Origin of the sequence: Citrobacter sp. CK188 (genome assembly GCF_030333525.1) — a bacterium.
In the GTDB taxonomy this organism is placed as follows: Bacteria; Pseudomonadota; Gammaproteobacteria; order Enterobacterales; family Enterobacteriaceae; genus Citrobacter_B; species Citrobacter_B koseri.
In genome coordinates this window covers 249,556-266,276 of the sequence record NZ_JAOWFU010000029.1, presented here as the reverse complement: position 1 = coordinate 266,276, position 16,721 = coordinate 249,556, and the positions used below count along the sequence as shown (strand labels likewise).

17 protein-coding genes are annotated in these 16,721 nt (G+C 54.8%); 6 read left to right on the top strand and 11 right to left on the bottom strand.

The features are described 5' to 3' along the window. Positions 1-14 precede the first annotated feature (14 nt). From dusC to mhbT, 6 genes are all read right to left on the bottom strand, one after another. Positions 15-953: a tRNA dihydrouridine(16) synthase DusC gene (dusC, locus tag OGV67_RS06565; RefSeq protein ID WP_012131633.1), complete on the bottom strand. Its 939-nt coding sequence runs from the start codon at positions 951-953 to the stop codon at positions 15-17. Positions 954-1,019: 66 nt separating this feature from the next. Further along, positions 1,020-2,213, bottom strand: a complete 1,194-nt coding sequence (locus OGV67_RS06560; protein WP_012131632.1) for a 3-hydroxybenzoate 6-monooxygenase — start codon at positions 2,211-2,213, stop codon at positions 1,020-1,022. Between the two features lie 14 nt (positions 2,214-2,227). Then, on the bottom strand, positions 2,228-2,872 hold the full coding sequence (gene maiA, locus OGV67_RS06555; protein ID WP_112001914.1) for a maleylacetoacetate isomerase: 645 nt from the start codon (positions 2,870-2,872) through the stop codon (positions 2,228-2,230). A gap of 8 nt (positions 2,873-2,880) precedes the next feature. Then, positions 2,881-3,582 (bottom strand): fumarylacetoacetate hydrolase family protein, encoded by a 702-nt coding sequence (locus OGV67_RS06550; protein ID WP_071258975.1) that lies wholly within the window; start codon positions 3,580-3,582, stop codon positions 2,881-2,883. A gap of 15 nt (positions 3,583-3,597) precedes the next feature. Continuing rightward, complete coding sequence (gene gtdA / locus OGV67_RS06545) at positions 3,598-4,635, bottom strand: gentisate 1,2-dioxygenase (RefSeq protein ID WP_071258977.1); 1,038 nt, start codon at positions 4,633-4,635, stop codon at positions 3,598-3,600. A gap of 11 nt (positions 4,636-4,646) precedes the next feature. After that, positions 4,647-6,005, bottom strand: a complete 1,359-nt coding sequence (gene mhbT / locus OGV67_RS06540) for a 3-hydroxybenzoate transporter MhbT (protein WP_115614687.1) — start codon at positions 6,003-6,005, stop codon at positions 4,647-4,649. 126 nt (positions 6,006-6,131) lie between these two features. Between mhbT and OGV67_RS06535 the strand changes: the two genes are divergently transcribed. From OGV67_RS06535 to OGV67_RS06510, 6 genes are all read left to right on the top strand, one after another. Beyond that, positions 6,132-7,040 carry a LysR substrate-binding domain-containing protein gene (locus tag OGV67_RS06535; RefSeq protein WP_115614686.1) on the top strand — a complete coding sequence of 303 codons (909 nt, stop codon included), beginning with the start codon at positions 6,132-6,134 and terminating at the stop codon, positions 7,038-7,040. A 129-nt stretch (positions 7,041-7,169) separates the two neighbouring features. Continuing rightward, the gene (locus OGV67_RS06530; RefSeq protein ID WP_012131626.1) at positions 7,170-7,568 is read left to right on the top strand and encodes a CidA/LrgA family protein; all 399 of its coding nucleotides are present in this window, start codon (positions 7,170-7,172) and stop codon (positions 7,566-7,568) included. Beyond that, entirely contained in the window at positions 7,565-8,260 is a 696-nt protein-coding gene (locus tag OGV67_RS06525; protein WP_012131625.1) for a CidB/LrgB family autolysis modulator, read from the top strand. The genes OGV67_RS06530 and OGV67_RS06525 overlap by 4 nt, the downstream gene beginning before the upstream one ends. A gap of 129 nt (positions 8,261-8,389) precedes the next feature. Then, positions 8,390-9,274, top strand: coding sequence for a cytidine deaminase (gene cdd / locus OGV67_RS06520; protein ID WP_104868449.1), 885 nt, complete (start codon positions 8,390-8,392; stop codon positions 9,272-9,274). A 166-nt stretch (positions 9,275-9,440) separates the two neighbouring features. Beyond that, positions 9,441-10,160, top strand: a complete 720-nt coding sequence (gene sanA, locus OGV67_RS06515; protein WP_012131623.1) for an outer membrane permeability protein SanA — start codon at positions 9,441-9,443, stop codon at positions 10,158-10,160. Between the two features lie 2 nt (positions 10,161-10,162). Beyond that, positions 10,163-10,402, top strand: a complete 240-nt coding sequence (locus OGV67_RS06510; protein ID WP_115614684.1) for a DUF2542 family protein — start codon at positions 10,163-10,165, stop codon at positions 10,400-10,402. Between the two features lie 59 nt (positions 10,403-10,461). Here the strand turns inward: OGV67_RS06510 and mglC are convergent, their stop codons facing one another. The 5 genes from mglC to yeiB form a co-directional block, all read right to left on the bottom strand. Further along, on the bottom strand, positions 10,462-11,472 hold the full coding sequence (gene mglC, locus OGV67_RS06505; RefSeq protein ID WP_012131621.1) for a galactose/methyl galactoside ABC transporter permease MglC: 1,011 nt from the start codon (positions 11,470-11,472) through the stop codon (positions 10,462-10,464). 15 nt (positions 11,473-11,487) lie between these two features. Next, positions 11,488-13,008, bottom strand: a complete 1,521-nt coding sequence (gene mglA / locus OGV67_RS06500; protein WP_047462502.1) for a galactose/methyl galactoside ABC transporter ATP-binding protein MglA — start codon at positions 13,006-13,008, stop codon at positions 11,488-11,490. Between the two features lie 78 nt (positions 13,009-13,086). Further along, positions 13,087-14,085, bottom strand: coding sequence for a galactose/glucose ABC transporter substrate-binding protein MglB (gene mglB / locus OGV67_RS06495; protein ID WP_012131619.1), 999 nt, complete (start codon positions 14,083-14,085; stop codon positions 13,087-13,089). Between the two features lie 279 nt (positions 14,086-14,364). Continuing rightward, the gene (gene galS, locus OGV67_RS06490; RefSeq protein ID WP_012131618.1) at positions 14,365-15,405 is read right to left on the bottom strand and encodes an HTH-type transcriptional regulator GalS; all 1,041 of its coding nucleotides are present in this window, start codon (positions 15,403-15,405) and stop codon (positions 14,365-14,367) included. Between the two features lie 152 nt (positions 15,406-15,557). Continuing rightward, positions 15,558-16,715 carry a DUF418 domain-containing protein YeiB gene (gene yeiB, locus OGV67_RS06485; RefSeq protein WP_115614683.1) on the bottom strand — a complete coding sequence of 386 codons (1,158 nt, stop codon included), beginning with the start codon at positions 16,713-16,715 and terminating at the stop codon, positions 15,558-15,560. Positions 16,716-16,721: the final 6 nt, after the last annotated feature.

The following is a 16,721-nucleotide window of genomic DNA, read 5'->3' as shown; positions in this document are numbered from 1 at the left end:
CCTGATAAGGCGATTTAAATATCAATGGACTGAATGGCGCGAGCAATATCGGGGGAATTATTAAGCGCACGGATTTCCTGAAATAGCGCGGTGGCTTCCGTATATTCCTTACGCAAATACCCCAGCCACTGCTTAATACGCGCGACATGATACAGCCCGGTATCTCCCTGCTTTTCCAGCCGGGTGTATTTTTGCAGCAGTAAGACCACTTCCGGCCAGGGCATACGCGGTTCGTTATATTTCACCACGCGGCTGAGATTCGGGATATTTAACGCTCCACGTCCCATCATCACCGCGTCGCAGCCGCTGACCGCCATACACTCTTGCGCGCTCTGCCAGTCCCAGATTTCACCATTGGCGATAACCGGAATAGTGAGTCGCTGGCGGATCTCGCCAATCGCCTGCCAGTCAATATGTTCGGCTTTATAACCCTGCTCTTTGGTGCGCCCATGCACGACAAGCTCTGTCGCCCCTGCCTGCTGGACGGCATCGGCAATTTCAAATTTTCTTTCGCCGCTGTCCCAGCCCAGACGCACCTTCACCGTGACCGGTAAATGCGCAGGCACGGCTTCGCGCATCGCTTTTGCCCCCTGATAGATAAGCTCAGGATCTTTGAGCAACGTCGCCCCGCCTCCGCTGCCGTTCACCATTTTAGACGGACAGCCGCAGTTTAAATCCACGCCGTATGAGCCCAGCTCTACCGCGCGGGCGGCGTTTTCCGCCAGCCACTGCGGGTATTGCCCCAGCAGTTGAATACGCACGACTGTGCCGGACGCCGTGCGGCTGGCATTGTGCAGTTCCGGGCAGATGCGATGAAACACTTTTACCGGCAGAAGCTGATCCACCACGCGCAAAAACTCCGTGATGCACAGATCGTAATCATTAACCTCGGTCAGTAGCTCGCGCACCAGAGAGTCGAGCACGCCTTCCATCGGCGCCAGTAAAACACGCATAGCATTTCGTTACCTGCAAAAAAAGAGGCGCTATGGTAGCGCCTCTGTGGTGCGGTTTAAAGTCTCTCAGCGCGGCTCAAGGCAGTTATCTTCCTTCCAGCCATACAGCCACTCAATGCCGCGATAAAACTCCTGCTGGGATTTGCCTTTCCACAGCAGATTACGCACCTGTCGCTCCACGCCTGCGGCATGGTAGACGCGCCCCATCTCGCGGGTTGACCAGACAATTCGCGCCGTGCGGGGAATACGCACCGACTCATACAACGCAAAGGCCTGCTGCGCATCGCCATGACAACGCTCCAGCGCTTTACCCAGCGTAACGGCATCTTCCAGCGCCATGCAGGCGCCCTGCGCCATATATTGCGCAACCGGGTGCGCGGCGTCGCCCACCAGCGTGATGCGGTCGGTTCCCCATTTCTCTACCGGTTCCCGGTCAGCGGTCGCCCAGCGGCGCCAGGAGGTGGGTTTGTCGAGCATTTGACGCGGACGCGGGTGAATCCCGGCAAAATAAGAGAGCACCTCTTCTTTGCTTCCGTCTTTCACGCCCCACTCCTCCTGCTGACGGCTATGGAACGTCACCACCAGATTGTACTGTTTCCCGCCGCGCAACGGATAATGCACCAGATGGCAGTGCGGCCCGGCCCACAGTACCGGCGCGTTGATGCGCAAATCTTCCGGCATGTCGTCGCACTCCACCACGGCCCGGTACACCACATGCCCGGTCACGCGCGGCGTATCACCAAGAAGACTCTGGCGCACGACCGATTTCACGCCATCGCAGCCCAGCAGAATATCTGCCGTCCAGCTATTCCCCTGCTCGTCAAACACCGTTACATCGTCCGGCGTCTGGCGGATATCGACAATATTCGTCGAAGTCCGGTACTCCACGCCCGGATGGGTCAGCGCCGCTTCCCAGACGGTGGCATGAATATCCACCCGGTGAATCACGGCATACGGGCCGCCAAAATGGTCGCGAAAGGCCTGGCCGGTTTCAATGCGCACGACCTCTTCGGCATTCACGGCGTCCATCATCGTAATATGATCGGTAAAGACCGCGCGCTGGCGAGCCACTTCGCCAACGCCGAGGCTGTCCAGCGCGGAAAACGCATTCGGCCCGAGCTGAATCCCCGCCCCAATCTCACCAATTTCATGAGCCTTTTCCAGCAGCATCACTTTAATGCCCTGGCGCGCCAGCGACAGCGCGGTCGCTGCGCCGCCAATACCGCCACCCACGATAATTGCGCTTGTCACTTTAGCCATTGTCGTTCTCCTTATCAGGCTGAAATTTTGTCTTGTTGATTTTCGGGGGCGGCGGCGATAAAGGCCGGAAGCCGGGTACAGGCGTCATAAACCGCCTTGCAGCGCGGATAACCGCTCAGGTCGCATCCCATTCGCAGCGCATTGGCCCATTGTGGAATCAGGCAGCAATCCGCCAGCGTGGGCGCATCCCCCACGCAAAACTGCCCGGACTGCCCCTGGCGCAGCAACTGTTCCACCGCGCTAAGCCCTTGTTGCACCCAGTGGGCGTACCAGCGTTTCTTGTCTTCTTCGCCGATCTTCAGCTCGTCAGTCAGGTAGCGCAGTACGCGCAGGTTGTTCACCGGGTGAATATCACAGGCAATGGCATAGACAATTTCCAGCACCTGGCTGCGCGCCGGATCGACCTGCGGCAGCAACGGCGTCTGCGGGAAGTGGCGATCCAGCCAGTCGATGATTGCCAGCGATTGCCCGAGAGATTCACCGTCATCAGTCACCAGCGTCGGCACCAGCCCGATCGGGTTCATCCGTCGGTAGCTCAGCGCATTCTGCTGGCCGATACGAATGTTGACGCCCACCGTCTCATAATCGATGCCTTTTAATGCCAGCGCGATACGCACGCGATAAGACGCCGAGCTATTAAAAAAACTGTACAGCTTCATCATTCACCTCAGACAATCTTCACGGCGATCGGCGTTAACCCTTCCACATTGCCGGTAATCACATCCCCTTTCACCACTGCCCCGACCCCTTCCGGCGTGCCGGTGAAAATCAGGTCGCCCGGTTGCAGTTCAAAAAAGCCGGACAGGTAGCTGATGGTTTCATTGACGGACCAGATCAGATGGCGAATATCGCTGCGCTGATGATCTTCCCCGTTTACCTGTAACCAAATCGGCGCGTTGTTGACGTCTGCCACATCGGTCGCTTTATGCAGCGGCGCAATCGGCGCGGACGAATCAAACGCTTTGCCGATTTCCCACGGGCGCCCCATCTGGCGCATTTCCATCTGGCGGTCGCGGCGGGTCATATCCAGCCCGGTGGCATAGCCCCAGACATACTCATGCGCCTGCTCAAGCGGAATATCGCTGCCCTGCTTGCCTATCGCCACCACCAGTTCAATTTCATAGTGATAGTTATCGGTCTGCGACGGATAGGCCAGCGCCAGCGTTTCGCCAGCCGCAACCGGTACGACCGCATCGGCCGGTTTGCAGAAGAAGAACGGCGGCTCACGATCGGGATCGAACCCCATCTCACGGGCATGGGCGGCGTAGTTACGGCCAACGCAGTAGACGCGGCGAACCGGGAATTGCTCATCGCTGCCAACAACCGGCACCGCGACTGGCGCCTGAGGTTCGAATACATATTTGCTCATCTTTTCTCTCCCAATTTAATCACGCGCTTCGCGGAACAAGCCGAGGGCTTCCTGAACCGGTTTGTCCGAAAAACTGAATAAAACGGTATCTTCCGTGGTCTGGAACGACACCCCGTGCCATGTCGGCACTACAAAGATATCTTTCGCCGTGAAGTGGAACGTCTCATTGCCAATGGTGACCTGCCCGGAACCTTCCACAACGTGATAAATGGTGCTGTCGGTCGTGCGCGCCACGCGCGACGCAAACCCTTTCGGCAACAGTTGCAAAAACGCGCCCATCGAAGGCATCGGATAGCCCCCGGTGACCGGGTTGACGTAGCGCATCTTGTAGCCATCCCACTCGTCAGGTTCCCCCATCCGGGTCAGGTCATGCAGCGCTTCACGGCTACGGTCGTAGCGGTAGTTGAAAATCGGCGAGGAATTGCCGACCTGGTGGCGTAGCGGCAGCATGTTGGCGGCGTAGCGCGGCAGGTAATCGCCTTCTTTGCGCGTCACCGGCTGCTGTTCTTCCGGGTAATCTTCTGCAAACCCGCAGCCCAGCGTATTCACCAGCGGCAGATCCAGACCGTCCAGCCATACCACCGGCTCGTCGCCAGGGTTGCCGTGATCGTGCCAGCGCCACTGCGGCGTCAGAATAAAGTCGCCCGGGTGCATCTGCGTCCGCTCGCCGTCAACGGCGGTGAACGCGCCTTGCCCTTCCACAATAAAACGCAGCGCTGACTGGTTGTGGCGATGACTCGGCGCCACCTCGCCCGGTAAAATCAATTGCAGCCCTGCGTACAGCGTCGCGGTAATTGACGACTGTCCGCGCAGCGCCGGGTTTTCCAGCACCAGTACCCGGCGGACAGCCTCTTTCGCGCCAATCAGGTTGCCGCTTTCCAGCAACAGCGGGCGGATCTCCTGATAGTTCCAGTACGCAGGCGCACAATTGGCGTTCGGCGTTTGCGGCACCAGGTGGTGCAGCGACTCCCAGAGCGGCGTCAGGTTTTGCCCGGAAATGTGCTGATAAAACTGCTGACGGTTGTGTTTAACATCCTGATTCACTTCAGACATGGAGGTTCTCCTTATTCGTTCACGACGCCTGCCCGGGGCAGCACGTCAGGTTCAGAGGCTGAGTGGCGGACAACCGCCGTCAACATGGCGAGCATCACCGCGCTAATGGCAGCCGGAATCGCGATGACGAAAAACAGCGTATCGAAAGAGAAATTCATCGCCATCATCATGCCGCCGGAGAGCGAACCGACAATGGCGCCGCAGCGCCCGACGGCATTGGACCAGCTCACGCCGGTTGCACGGCTTTGAGTCGGGTACAGCGTCGCAGTTAAGGCATTCAACCCCACCTGCGATCCGCTGATGCCAATGCCCGTACCAAAAATCGCCAGCGCCATCAGCCACAGTCCGTTTTCACTCAGGCCAATCATCACGATGCAGACGGCGCCCAGCGCGTAGCTCACGGCCAGCACCCGGAACGGATTGTGTTTGTCCATCAGTACGCCGAGTAACAGCGCGCCGAGCGTACCGCCGACCTGGAATGCGGCAGTGACCCAGGAGGCATGCTGCAAATCGATTCCCCGGTGATTCAGGAGCGTCGGCATCCAGCTGGAGAGCAGGTAGATAATGAGCAGACTCATGAAGAACACGACCCATAACATCAGGGTAATGGGAAGCTGACGCCCGACAAAAAGCTGGCGGATACTGCCTTTTGAAATGGCGGCGGCTTCATGAAGATAGAAATGCGTATTGTCGTAGCGTTCGCCAGTGATGGCGCCAACCGTTCTGGCAATCGCCGCCTGCGGGCGCTGACGACGCACCTGCCAGCGTGGCGACTCTGGCAGAACAAACAGCAAGGCGAAGAACAGCATTAAGGGCAATACGCCGCCGAGCACCAGAATGCCGTGCCAGCCAATCAGCGGCACCAGTTGCGCGCTGACGATGCCGCCCATCGCCGAACCGAGGGTAAACCCACAGAACATCAGCGTCACCAGCGCCCCGCGGCGGCGGGCGGGAAGATATTCCGACGTCATAGTGATGGTATTCGGCATCGCGCCGCCCAGCCCTAGCCCGGTTAAAAAGCGCAGTACCACCAGCGTTTGCAAATCCGGCGAGAAGGCGGAAAGCAGGCTCAAGGCGCCAAACAGCGCCACGCACAGTTCAATCACCCGTTTACGGCCAAAACGGTCTGACAGCGGGCCGCACAATAGTGCCCCTGCCGTCAGCCCCAGCAGACCCGCGCCGAACAGCGGAGCCAGATCGCTGGCGCTCAATTGCCAGTGCGTACGGATATCCGGCGCAATAAAGCCAATTGCGGCCGTATCAAAACCGTCGAGCATTACCACCAGAAAGCAGCAGATGATAACGCGCCACTGCATTTTGCCGACGGGGGCGGCGTCAATCAGTGCTTGTAGATCACGTCGTTGAGTCATAGTGAATGCCTCGGTGCAGGTAAGGTAGATGTCATTTTTGTTTTTTGTATGTTGCAAGTTTGTAATCATGGCGATGAAATGTACAATGGCATTTCGGGCAGAGGCATAACCTGGGGGTTATATCAAATGGCGAATTGGGCGCAAAAATTGAAGCTGCACCACCTGCAAATGCTGGTCGCGCTGGGGGAACAAGGGAATCTGACCCACGTTGCGCGAATGATGAACATCACCCAGCCCGCGCTGTCGAAGTGGCTGTCACAGCTTGAAGATGAGATCGGAATCACGCTTTTTGAACGCCACAGCAAGGGGTTACGCCCTTCAGAAGGAGGCAAGCTGTTGCTCCAGCATGCGCAGCGGCTCATCAACGATATGGAACGTTCGCAGTATGAGATCGCGCGCTTTAAGCAAGGTGGGCTGGTGGGAAGCCTGAAAATCGGCTGTTCACCGGTCGCGACAGACTGCGTGTCGCAGGCGATCCTCTGCCTGCTCAATGAGATGCCGACGCTGCACCTGAATATTGAAGAGAAAGTCATGACCCCGCTTTTACACGATCTGCTCGCCGGGTCGCTGGACGTGGTGGTAGGCCGCGTAGGCGGTCGGGCGCTCCAGCTGCCGTTAAATTATCAGGTGCTCTACACCGAACCGGTCTGCTTTGTCGCCCGCCCCCATCATCCCCTGGCCTCACACACCACGCTTTCCTGGAACGACCTCGCCCACTGGCGCTGGATTGTCTGGCCGACCGGTACGCCAATTCGCATCAGCATTGATAACGCCCTGGTGGACAACGGCGTGATGCTGCCGGAAAACACCATCGAATCCGCCTCGATGAACGTCAGCACCAATTTGCTGCAAAGCAGCGATATGATCTCTATTCTTTCTCTACGCCTGGCGCAACGCTATGCCAGCCAGGGCCAGTTGGCTATCTTAAACCTGCCGAAAATAGAACAGAAAGGAAGCGTGGGCATGTTCTGGCGCAAGAACGAGACCCCTTCTCTCGCGTTGAGTCGTTTTCTGCATTTTCTGGCGCAGGTTTAGCGCGGGCAACGGGGCGTTGCCCGATGTTCCCGTTGTCTATTTCCACTATGCTCAGAATTCATGATGTGATCGGTAGCACGTTTTAAAGTTTAATTGTATGATGAATCTGTTTCATCAAGGGCTTTTACCATGAGTAAATCACTGAATATCATCTGGCAGTATTTACGCGCATTTGTGCTGATATATGCCTGTTTGTATGCGGGTATTTTCATTGCATCGCTGCTTCCTATCACGATTCCCGGCAGCATCATCGGCATGTTGATTCTGTTTGTTTTACTGGCGCTACAAATTCTGCCAGCGAAGTGGGTAAACCCGGGATGCTATGTCCTGATCCGTTACATGGCGCTGCTGTTTGTGCCGATTGGCGTCGGCGTCATGCAGTACTTCGATTTGCTGCGCGCGCAGTTTGGCCCGGTGGTGGTCTCCTGTGCGATCAGTACGCTGGTTGTTTTCCTGGTCGTGAGCTGGAGTTCGCATATCGTACACGGTGAACGAAAAGTGTTAGGGCAGAAAGGATCGAAAAAATGATGTCGTATATCTGGTGGTCGTTACCCCTGACGCTGGCGGTCTTTTTCGCCGCCCGCAAACTGGCTGCGCGCTTTAAGATGCCGTTGCTTAACCCGTTGCTGGTTGCCATGGTGGTCATCATCCCGTTTCTGATGCTGACCGGCATTCCTTACGATCACTATTTCAAAGGCAGCGAGGTGCTCAACGACCTGCTGCAACCCGCCGTCGTGGCGCTGGCGTACCCTTTATATGAACAACTGCACCAGATCCGCGCCCGCTGGAAATCCATCATCACGATCTGCTTCGTCGGCAGCGTGGTCGCCATGGTGACCGGAACCACTGTCGCCTTACTGATGGGCGCCACGCCGGAAATCGCCGCATCGGTATTACCGAAATCGGTCACAACCCCAATCGCAATGGCGGTGGGCGGCAGCATCGGCGGCATTCCCGCCATTAGCGCCGTCTGCGTTATTTTCGTCGGGATACTGGGCGCCGTATTTGGTCATACCCTGCTCAACCTCATGCGTATCCGTACCAAAGCCGCACGCGGTCTGGCAATGGGAACCGCCTCGCACGCCCTGGGCACTGCACGCTGCGCCGAGCTGGATTACCAGGAAGGGGCGTTCAGTTCGCTGGCGCTGGTGATCTGCGGGATCATCACCTCGCTGCTGGCGCCGTTTCTCTTCCCGATTATTCTGGCGGTAGCGGGTTAAAATTTGCGATGCGTCGCGCATTTTTAATTTAAGTTTCACAAGTTGCAATAACAATGAGATTTGGATCACATATAAAGCCGTAACAGCTCCGTAAACTACGATTCCATTACATTGTTATGAGGCAACGCCATGCATCCACGTTTTCAAACTGCTTTTGGCCAACTTGCGGATAATCTGCAATCAGCGCTGGCGCCGATTCTGGCAGATGAGCATTTTCCCGCCATGCTGACTGCGGAGCAGGTCTCGACGCTTAAGCGTGAATCGGGGCTGGACGAAGACGCGCTGGCTTTCGCGCTCCTGCCGCTGGCTGCCGCCTGCGCACGCACCGACCTTTCCCACTTTAACGTTGGCGCTATCGCGCGCGGCATCAGTGGGGCCTGGTATTTCGGTGGGAATATGGAGTTCCTGGGCGCGACGATGCAGCAAACCGTTCATGCCGAGCAAAGCGCGATCGGCCACGCCTGGCTGCGCGGTGAAAAAGGGCTCGCCGCCATCACGGTTAACTACACCCCTTGCGGTCATTGCCGTCAGTTTATGAACGAACTGAACAGCGGCCTGGATCTGCGTATCCACCTGCCGGGGCGCGTACCGCATACCTTACGCGACTACCTGCCCGACGCTTTCGGCCCGAAAGACCTGGAGATCAAAACGCTGCTGATGGACGAGCAGGATCACGGTTTCGCGCTGGAGGGCGACGCGCTGACTCAGGCAGCGATTGCCGCCGCCAATAAATGTCATATGCCTTACAGCCACTCCCCAAGCGGCGTGGCGCTGGAATGCAAAGACGGGCGTATTTTCACCGGCAGCTATGCCGAGAACGCCGCCTTTAACCCTACGCTGCCGCCTTTGCAGGGCGCACTGAATCTGCTGAACCTGAACGGGTATGACTATCCAGATATTCAGCGCGCAATTCTGGCGGAGAAAGCCGACGCGCCGTTAATCCAGTGGGACGCCACCGCCGCCACGCTGAAAGCGTTAGGCTGCAATAATATCGACCGCGTACTGCTGGGTTAAGCCCTGGAACACGCAATGTGCGTAGGCCCGATAAGCGCAGCGCCATCGGGCAACATGCAAATGGCAAGAATGTCTAAAATCCCCCCAATCAGACTGCTGTTTCTTGCGCTTCGACAGCGGGTACAGTAGCCTGATTGAAATTTCATCCCTTTATCGAGTTCTCTGCATGTTAAAGCGCGTGTTTTACAGCCTGTTAGTCCTGATCGGCTTGCTGCTGTTGACTGTGCTTGGTCTCGACAGATGGATGAGCTGGAAAACCGCGCCCTATATTTACGACGAATTACAGGATCTCCCCTACCGCCAGGTGGGAGTGGTATTAGGCACCGCAAAATACTATCGCACCGGCGTCATTAATCAGTATTACCGCTACCGCATTCAGGGCGCGTTAAACGCCTACAACAGCGGCAAGGTCAATTATCTGCTGCTCAGCGGCGATAACGCGCTGCAAAGCTATAACGAACCGATGACGATGCGTAAGGATCTGATCGCCGGGGGCGTTGATCCTGCCGACATCGTGCTCGATTATGCCGGTTTTCGCACGCTGGACTCCATTGTGCGCACGCGCAAAGTGTTTGATACCAACGACTTCATCATCATTACCCAGCGTTTCCACTGTGAACGCGCGCTGTTTATTGCGCTGCATATGGGGATTCAGGCTCAGTGCTATGCGGTGCCGTCGCCAAAAGATATGTTAACGGTACGCGTACGTGAATTTGGCGCCCGATTTGGCGCGCTGGCGGACCTTTATATTTTCAAACGGGAACCTCGCTTCTTAGGCCCGTTAGTTCCCATTCCAACAATGCATCAGGTGCCGGATGACGCCCAGGGCTACCCGGCAGTAACGCCTGAGCAATTGCTGGAACTGCAAAAGAAACAAGGAAAATAAGCGTGGAAGGGAAAACGATCTTTGTGGTCATCGCCGTCCTGATGGTGATGCTGTTTAGCTTACGGGAAGCCTACAAAGGCTGGCGCTCTGGCGCCGTGGATAAAGTCGTCAGGAACGCCCGCGAACCCGTATACGCCTACCGTGCAGAAACCCCTCTCCTTTACTGGAGCTACATTGGGTTATATCTGTGCATGTCGGTTTGTACGCTCGCCGCAGGCATTTATTTTCTGTTCTTTAGATAACGCGCAGAAACAAAAAAGCCCGAAACAGTTGCCTGCTTCGGGCTTTTTCATGCCGGTAATTACTTCTTACGGGCGTATTTCAGCGAGTCCAGCGCCACCGCGAAGATAATGATGCCGCCTTTAATGATGTACTGCCAGTAAGGGTTCACGCCGATATAGGTCAGGCCGTAGTTGATGACGGTAAAGATAATCACACCGGTCACAACGCCGAATACCGTCCCGACGCCGCCGCTAAACGACACGCCGCCGACCACGCAGGCGGCAATCGCATCCAGCTCATACATAAAGCCGAGGTTGTTGGTCGCAGAACCGATACGCCCCGCTTCCAGCAAACCGCCGAATGCGTAGAACACACCGGACAACGCATAGATCATCAGCAGGTTCAGCCCCACGTTAACGCCGGACACTTTTGCCGCTTCCGGGTTGCCGCCGATAGCGAAAATGTTCTTACCGAAACGGGTTTTATTCCACAGGATCCAGACAAACGCCACCGCAATCAGCGCATAGAAGGTAATGTAGGAGAGCCGGAAACTGCCCAGCGCAATAAAGCCCTGCGCAAACGTCGAGAACCCGCTATCAAACCCCGAAATCGGCGACGCCCCGACGAAGTCGTAATACAGGGAGTTGATGCCATAAACGATAATCATCGTGCCCAGGGTCGTGATGAACGGCGTCACATTAAGGTACGCAATGATAATGCCGTTAAGCAGACCAATGACGGCCCCAATTGCGCAGACAATCAGGATCACCAGCGGAATCGGCATGGTGGCCATTTCCGGGAAGACCTTATTGGCGTTTTCCACGGACTGCAACAGCGTTGCGGCGACCACGGCCGCCAGGCCAACCTGACGCCCCGCAGACAGGTCAGTCCCCTGGGTGACAATCAACCCTGCCACACCCAGCGCGATGATAATACGCACGGAGGACTGCGTCAGAATGTTACTTAAGTTCAGCAGACTTAAAAATGTAGGGTCCTGGAAAATAATAATGGCCAGCAAGACTAAAAGAACAACGTAAATTCCGCCTTCTTTCAGATAAGTAAGAAAACTTTTCTTATTTAACGCACTCATGAGGAGCCCCTGATCTTAAAGGTGCAAAGACGCAAGACGCAGAATTTCGTTTTGCGTTGTTGTTTTTGTGTCAACAATCCCGGCAACAAGGCCATTGCTCATTACCAGAATACGATCTGTAATCCCTAACAATTCCGGCATTTCGGAAGAAATGATAATAATCCCCTTCTCTTTTTTCGCCAGTTCCGCAATCAGTTGATAGATTTCAAATTTTGCGCCGACATCAATACCGCGCGTTGGCTCATCCAGCATTAATATTTCTGGCTGCGTTAACAGCCACCGGCCAATAATGACCTTCTGCTGGTTGCCCCCCGAAAGAGAGCCAATTTGCGTGCGATGACCTGGCGTTTTCACGCGCATTGAGTCAATAACCCACTGGGTATCGCTCTTCATGCGGGAATTATCCAGCAAACCGACTTTATTTCTGTAATTGCGGATGTTGGAAATTAAAGAGTTGAAACCAATATCCAGATACGCGTAGATCCCGGTTGAACGACGTTCTTCCGTTACCAGCGCGAAACCGTGATTAATGGCTTCATTCGCGTTGTGGTTATTAATCTTTTTGCCGTGCAGCGTAATCGTACCCGATGATTTTTCCCGGATACCAAAAAGCGTTTCAACAATATCGGTACGCTTTGCCCCTACCAGACCCGCAATCCCGAGAATTTCCCCTTTATGCAGATCAAAAGAGACGTCGCGGATCGACGGCTGGCGCAGAGACGTCAGGTTACGCACTTCCAGAATGACCTCTCCCGGCTTGTTTTGCTTGTCCGGGAAACGCTGGTTCAGGGAACGACCCACCATCATGGCGATGATCTTGTCCATATCCAGCCCTTCCAGCGGCTGCGTCGCAATCCACTGGCCGTCGCGCAAGACGGTGACCTCATCGCACAGCTGGAAAATCTCTTCCATTTTATGCGAGATATACACAATACCGCAGCCGCGCTCTTTCAGTTTGCGAATAATAGTGAACAGATGGTTAACCTCTTTTTCCGTTAATGAAGAGGTCGGCTCATCCATGATCACAATTTTGGCATTGTAGGAAAACGCCTTCGCAATTTCGATCATCTGCATTTGTGAAACGGATAATGTCCCGACACGCGCACGCGGATCGATATCAATATCCAGTTCATCAAATATCGCTTTGGTATCCCGGTACATTTTATCCTGATCGACAAACATACCTTTGGTTGGGTAACGCCCTAACCACATGTTATCCATGACGGAGCGCTGTAACACCAGGTTTAGCTCCTGGTGAACCATCGAAATACCATTCTCCAGAGCTTCTTTGGCAGAATGAAAATCGATCTCTTTCCCCTGAAATAAAATGCTACCGGAATCTTTTTGATAGATCCCAAAAAGGCATTTTAATAATGTTGATTTTCCTGCGCCATTCTCCCCCATTAAGGCGTGAATCGAGTGCGGGCGGACTTTTAAATTAACATTGTCAAGTGCCTTTACGCCGGGAAAAGACTTGTTGATGCCGCTCATTTCCAACAAGTATTCGCCTGACGACGGAGTAGTAGTGCTGACCATAATTATACCTTGTTGGCCTCGCAGAGTGCGTTAATAAAGGGCGCAATGTTATTGCGCCCAAAGAAAACGATATACGAATTACTTGTTGGTAAACTCAGCCAGATTGTCTTTATCAACACCTACGTACGGAACGCGAACAATTTTGTTCTCGATTTTCCAGTCGGTGCCGTCAGCCGCGCCTTTACCATCGGCCAGGTTTTTCGCCAGATCAAAGGTGGCTTTCGCCTGGTTGTTGGCATCGTTCAGCACGGTACCTGCCAGCGCGCCGGATTTCACCAGCGCCAGCGCTTCAGGTAACGCATCTACGCCGAATACCGGAACGCTGGTTTTATTGTGCGCTTTCAGCGCTTCTACCGCGCCCATCGCCATTGCGTCGTTATTCGCGATAACCACTTCAATTTTGTTGGCGTTCGGGCCGGACAGCCATGCGTCCATTTTGTCTTTCGCCATTGCGGTATCCCACATCGCGGTATCCATTTGCAGCTGCTCAGTTTTGATGCCTTTGTCGTTCAGCTCTTTGATAACATAGGTGGTACGCGCTTCAGCATCCGGGTGGCCCGGCTCGCCTTTCAGCAGTACGAACTGGATTTGGCCATCTTTGTTCAGATCCCAACCCTGATTAGCCTGCCAGTGTTTAGCGATCAGATCGCCCTGGATGATACCGGATTCTTTGGAGTCAGTGCCGACGTAATAGGCTTTGTCATAGCTATCCAGCGCTTTGCGGGAAGGTTCTTTGTTGAAGAACACAATCGGGACATTCTGACCACGCGCTTTCTCAATTACCGTACCTGCCGCAGCCGGGTCAACCAGGTTGATCGCCAGCGCTTTTACCCCTTTTGCCAACAGCACGTCGATCTGGTCGTTTTGCTTGGACTGATCGTTCTGCGAGTCATTCATCAGCAACTGCACATCAGGCGCCGCCTGGGCGTCTCTTTCGATAGCCTTACGCACGACGGACATAAAGTTATCGTCATATTTATAAATCGTCACACCAATGCGAGTATCAGCAGCGTGCGCAGCCGCGCCAAATAACATGCTTGCCATCACAGCAGACAGAGTTAACGCCTTCTTATTCATGGTATCTCCGGTTTTATTATGCAGGGTAGTGCTTGAGAAAAATGCTCGGCAGGGCAGAACGTTAATGAAGTGTTACTGAACGCCGAAGCTCACTGTTAAAAAATCTTTCTTCCGTGCCCGGTAACGCTCCAAAAATATGCTTTAATTGCTGTTTAATGCCCTGACGATGCGTTAAAAGTGATTATTCACCGTTACATAGTATTTACAGTGCTTCAAACGGTGCCATCATAGCTATCGTATTGTTAAGATACTGTGAATTTACTCACATATTGAAAGCGGTTACATCCCCTGACGTTGCTGGTTAGTGATCGGGGCCGCATTCTGTCTTAGCGCAACCGAATGACGACGCACCAGCGTTGGCATAAAACAGTGCGTCGCCGTTGAATCCAGCGTGCCGGCCGCACCCTGCAACGCCAGTTCCGTTGCCATTTTCGCCATAGAAGCAATGGGATAACGCACCGTGGTCAGCTGCGGGTCGGTGTAACGGGCAATAGGAATATCATCAAAACCGATGATGGAAAGATGTAACGGGATGGCAATGCCATTGTCTTTTAACGCCGTGAGCGCGCCAGCGGCCATGCTGTCGTTATAGGCGAATACGGCGGTCAGTTGCAGGTTTCGCCCCAGCAGTTCCACCATCGCCGCTTCACCGCCCTGCATGTCCGGGGAACCCGTGCCAATCCAGCTTTCTGGCGGCGTAATCCCCTGCTCCTGCAACGCGCTCAGCCACCCTTCTTTACGCATTGTGTCATCTTCAATGCGGTGACTGGAAGCCAGATAACCAATCCGTTGATGACCATTATTGAGCAGCATGCGGGTCGCCATTTTTGCGCCGCTGATATTGTCCAGGCACACGCAACGGTGGGCATAACCCGGCACAATACGATTGATCAGCACCATACCTGGGATCTGGTCCATAAACGCTCCCAGCTCCTGGTCACTTAACGCTTTCGAATGAACAATCAATGCGTTACAGCGCTGTCGAATCAGAACCTCGATGGCATGACGCTCTTTTTCAGCCTCATGATAACTGTTGCCGATCAGCACATATTTGTTGTGTTGTTGGGCAACCACATCCACCGCTTTGACCAGTGCGCCAAAAAACGCATCTGACACGTCCATCACCACCACGCCGATGGTGTCGCTTATCTGCGTCGCCAGCGCTTGCGCATTAGCATTAGGGCGGTAACCCAGCAGCGTGACCGCCTTCATTACCGCTTCGCGCGTATCGGGACTGACCAGCGCACTGTTATTCAGCACGCGAGAAACGGTCGCTACGGAAACGCCAGCCTGACGTGCCACATCACGAATGGTTACCATATTCACTACCCTGTTTGAGATTGCCGTTGCTCACAGACACCCTGTGTTTAGCAGGTGGGTATTTTGTCAGCGCTTCGTTCAGGACTACGTGAGTAAGGTCACAGGGCTGGAAACGGTTACATGCGTTTTGTTAATGAATGTGATCCAGATCGTTATCTGGATGTTCCCGATAATGACGTCCCGGAAGCACGGAGGGTTAATTGCCGCCAGAGCCATTCCACCGGCCCTTGCCGATAGAAACGCAGCCAAATCCAGGAGAAAAGCAGGTTCACCAGCCAGACAGGAATGATGAATATCAGCAGCGTCAGTCGGTCGAATTTCATAAATAAACCGAACTGGTAGAACAGCGTGGTGCAGATCAGCGTCTGCAACAGATAGTTGCTCAACGCCATCCGCCCTACGCAGGCAATGGCAATGACCAGTTTAAAACGGCTGAGCTGCGGCCAGAATCCCAGCATCAACGCGGTGTAACCTATAGTCTGAAACGGCGCGCTCAATTCACGCGGCGCCTGTAGCAGAAAAGCGCACCAGCGATACGCCCAGTCCAGCCGCCACTGTACAATAATGGCCGGAAGGTTAATCAGCACGCCGACGACGACAAGCAATACGCCCGTACGCCGGTAGTGTTGCAGGCTGTACTGGCCCTTCAGCCAGCCGCTGCGCATCAGCGCCGCGCCCAGCAGCATCATTCCAGCCAGCTGCCAGCCATACTGCGCCCCCAGCGCCAGCAGACTGTTCGACAGCAGATCGACCCGGTTGCTGACCGCCTCCATGCCGCCGTTAATCTTCCAGTATTTTTCATACAACAAGGCAGAGGCATCCGGCGTCCAGGCGCGGCTGGTTTCACTCGCCGAGATAGACCCTAACAGCAGCAACACGCCGATCCCCGCCAGATAGAGCAAAATACCGGTATTAAATAAACTTTTTACCGACGGCGCGTCGCGTACCAGCCGCCAGCAAATCAGGCCGACAAGGCCATACGCCAGCAGAATGTCGCCATCCCAGAACAGCAAACCGTGGATAAAGCCCAACAGGACGAGCAGCGTCAGACGCGACTGAATCCAGCGTTTGCCGCGCGGCAGCAGCATTTGCAGACCCGCGCCGAATAACAGCGCAAAAAGCGTAAGGAATTTTACCTGCGCGAACAGGTCGAGGATCGCCCACGTCCATGCGTCAGACGCGGTGATCTTGCCATACCAGGCGGGATTAAGGTAAGCCGCCTTTGGCAAGCCAAAGGCGCTGATATTAAGAAGCAGGATACCGAGGATGGCGACGCCACGAATAAAATCCAGCGTGACATTACGCTCCATACTCCC

What these genes read in the sequence shown, in the direction of transcription:
- dusC (WP_012131633.1), bottom strand. Translation starts at nt 953, where the DNA reads ATGCGTGTTTTACTGGCGCCGATGGAAGGCGTGCTCGACTCTCTGGTG.
- OGV67_RS06560 (WP_012131632.1), bottom strand. Translation starts at nt 2,213, where the DNA reads ATGGCTAAAGTGACAAGCGCAATTATCGTGGGTGGCGGTATTGGCGGC.
- maiA (WP_112001914.1), bottom strand. Translation starts at nt 2,872, where the DNA reads ATGAAGCTGTACAGTTTTTTTAATAGCTCGGCGTCTTATCGCGTGCGT.
- OGV67_RS06550 (WP_071258975.1), bottom strand. Translation starts at nt 3,582, where the DNA reads ATGAGCAAATATGTATTCGAACCTCAGGCGCCAGTCGCGGTGCCGGTT.
- gtdA (WP_071258977.1), bottom strand. Translation starts at nt 4,635, where the DNA reads ATGTCTGAAGTGAATCAGGATGTTAAACACAACCGTCAGCAGTTTTAT.
- mhbT (WP_115614687.1), bottom strand. Translation starts at nt 6,005, where the DNA reads ATGACTCAACGACGTGATCTACAAGCACTGATTGACGCCGCCCCCGTC.
- OGV67_RS06535 (WP_115614686.1), top strand. Translation starts at nt 6,132, where the DNA reads ATGGCGAATTGGGCGCAAAAATTGAAGCTGCACCACCTGCAAATGCTG.
- OGV67_RS06530 (WP_012131626.1), top strand. Translation starts at nt 7,170, where the DNA reads ATGAGTAAATCACTGAATATCATCTGGCAGTATTTACGCGCATTTGTG.
- OGV67_RS06525 (WP_012131625.1), top strand. Translation starts at nt 7,565, where the DNA reads ATGATGTCGTATATCTGGTGGTCGTTACCCCTGACGCTGGCGGTCTTT.
- cdd (WP_104868449.1), top strand. Translation starts at nt 8,390, where the DNA reads ATGCATCCACGTTTTCAAACTGCTTTTGGCCAACTTGCGGATAATCTG.
- sanA (WP_012131623.1), top strand. Translation starts at nt 9,441, where the DNA reads ATGTTAAAGCGCGTGTTTTACAGCCTGTTAGTCCTGATCGGCTTGCTG.
- mglC (WP_012131621.1), bottom strand. Translation starts at nt 11,472, where the DNA reads ATGAGTGCGTTAAATAAGAAAAGTTTTCTTACTTATCTGAAAGAAGGC.
- mglA (WP_047462502.1), bottom strand. Translation starts at nt 13,008, where the DNA reads ATGGTCAGCACTACTACTCCGTCGTCAGGCGAATACTTGTTGGAAATG.
- mglB (WP_012131619.1), bottom strand. Translation starts at nt 14,085, where the DNA reads ATGAATAAGAAGGCGTTAACTCTGTCTGCTGTGATGGCAAGCATGTTA.
- galS (WP_012131618.1), bottom strand. Translation starts at nt 15,405, where the DNA reads ATGGTAACCATTCGTGATGTGGCACGTCAGGCTGGCGTTTCCGTAGCG.
- yeiB (WP_115614683.1), bottom strand. Translation starts at nt 16,715, where the DNA reads ATGGAGCGTAATGTCACGCTGGATTTTATTCGTGGCGTCGCCATCCTC.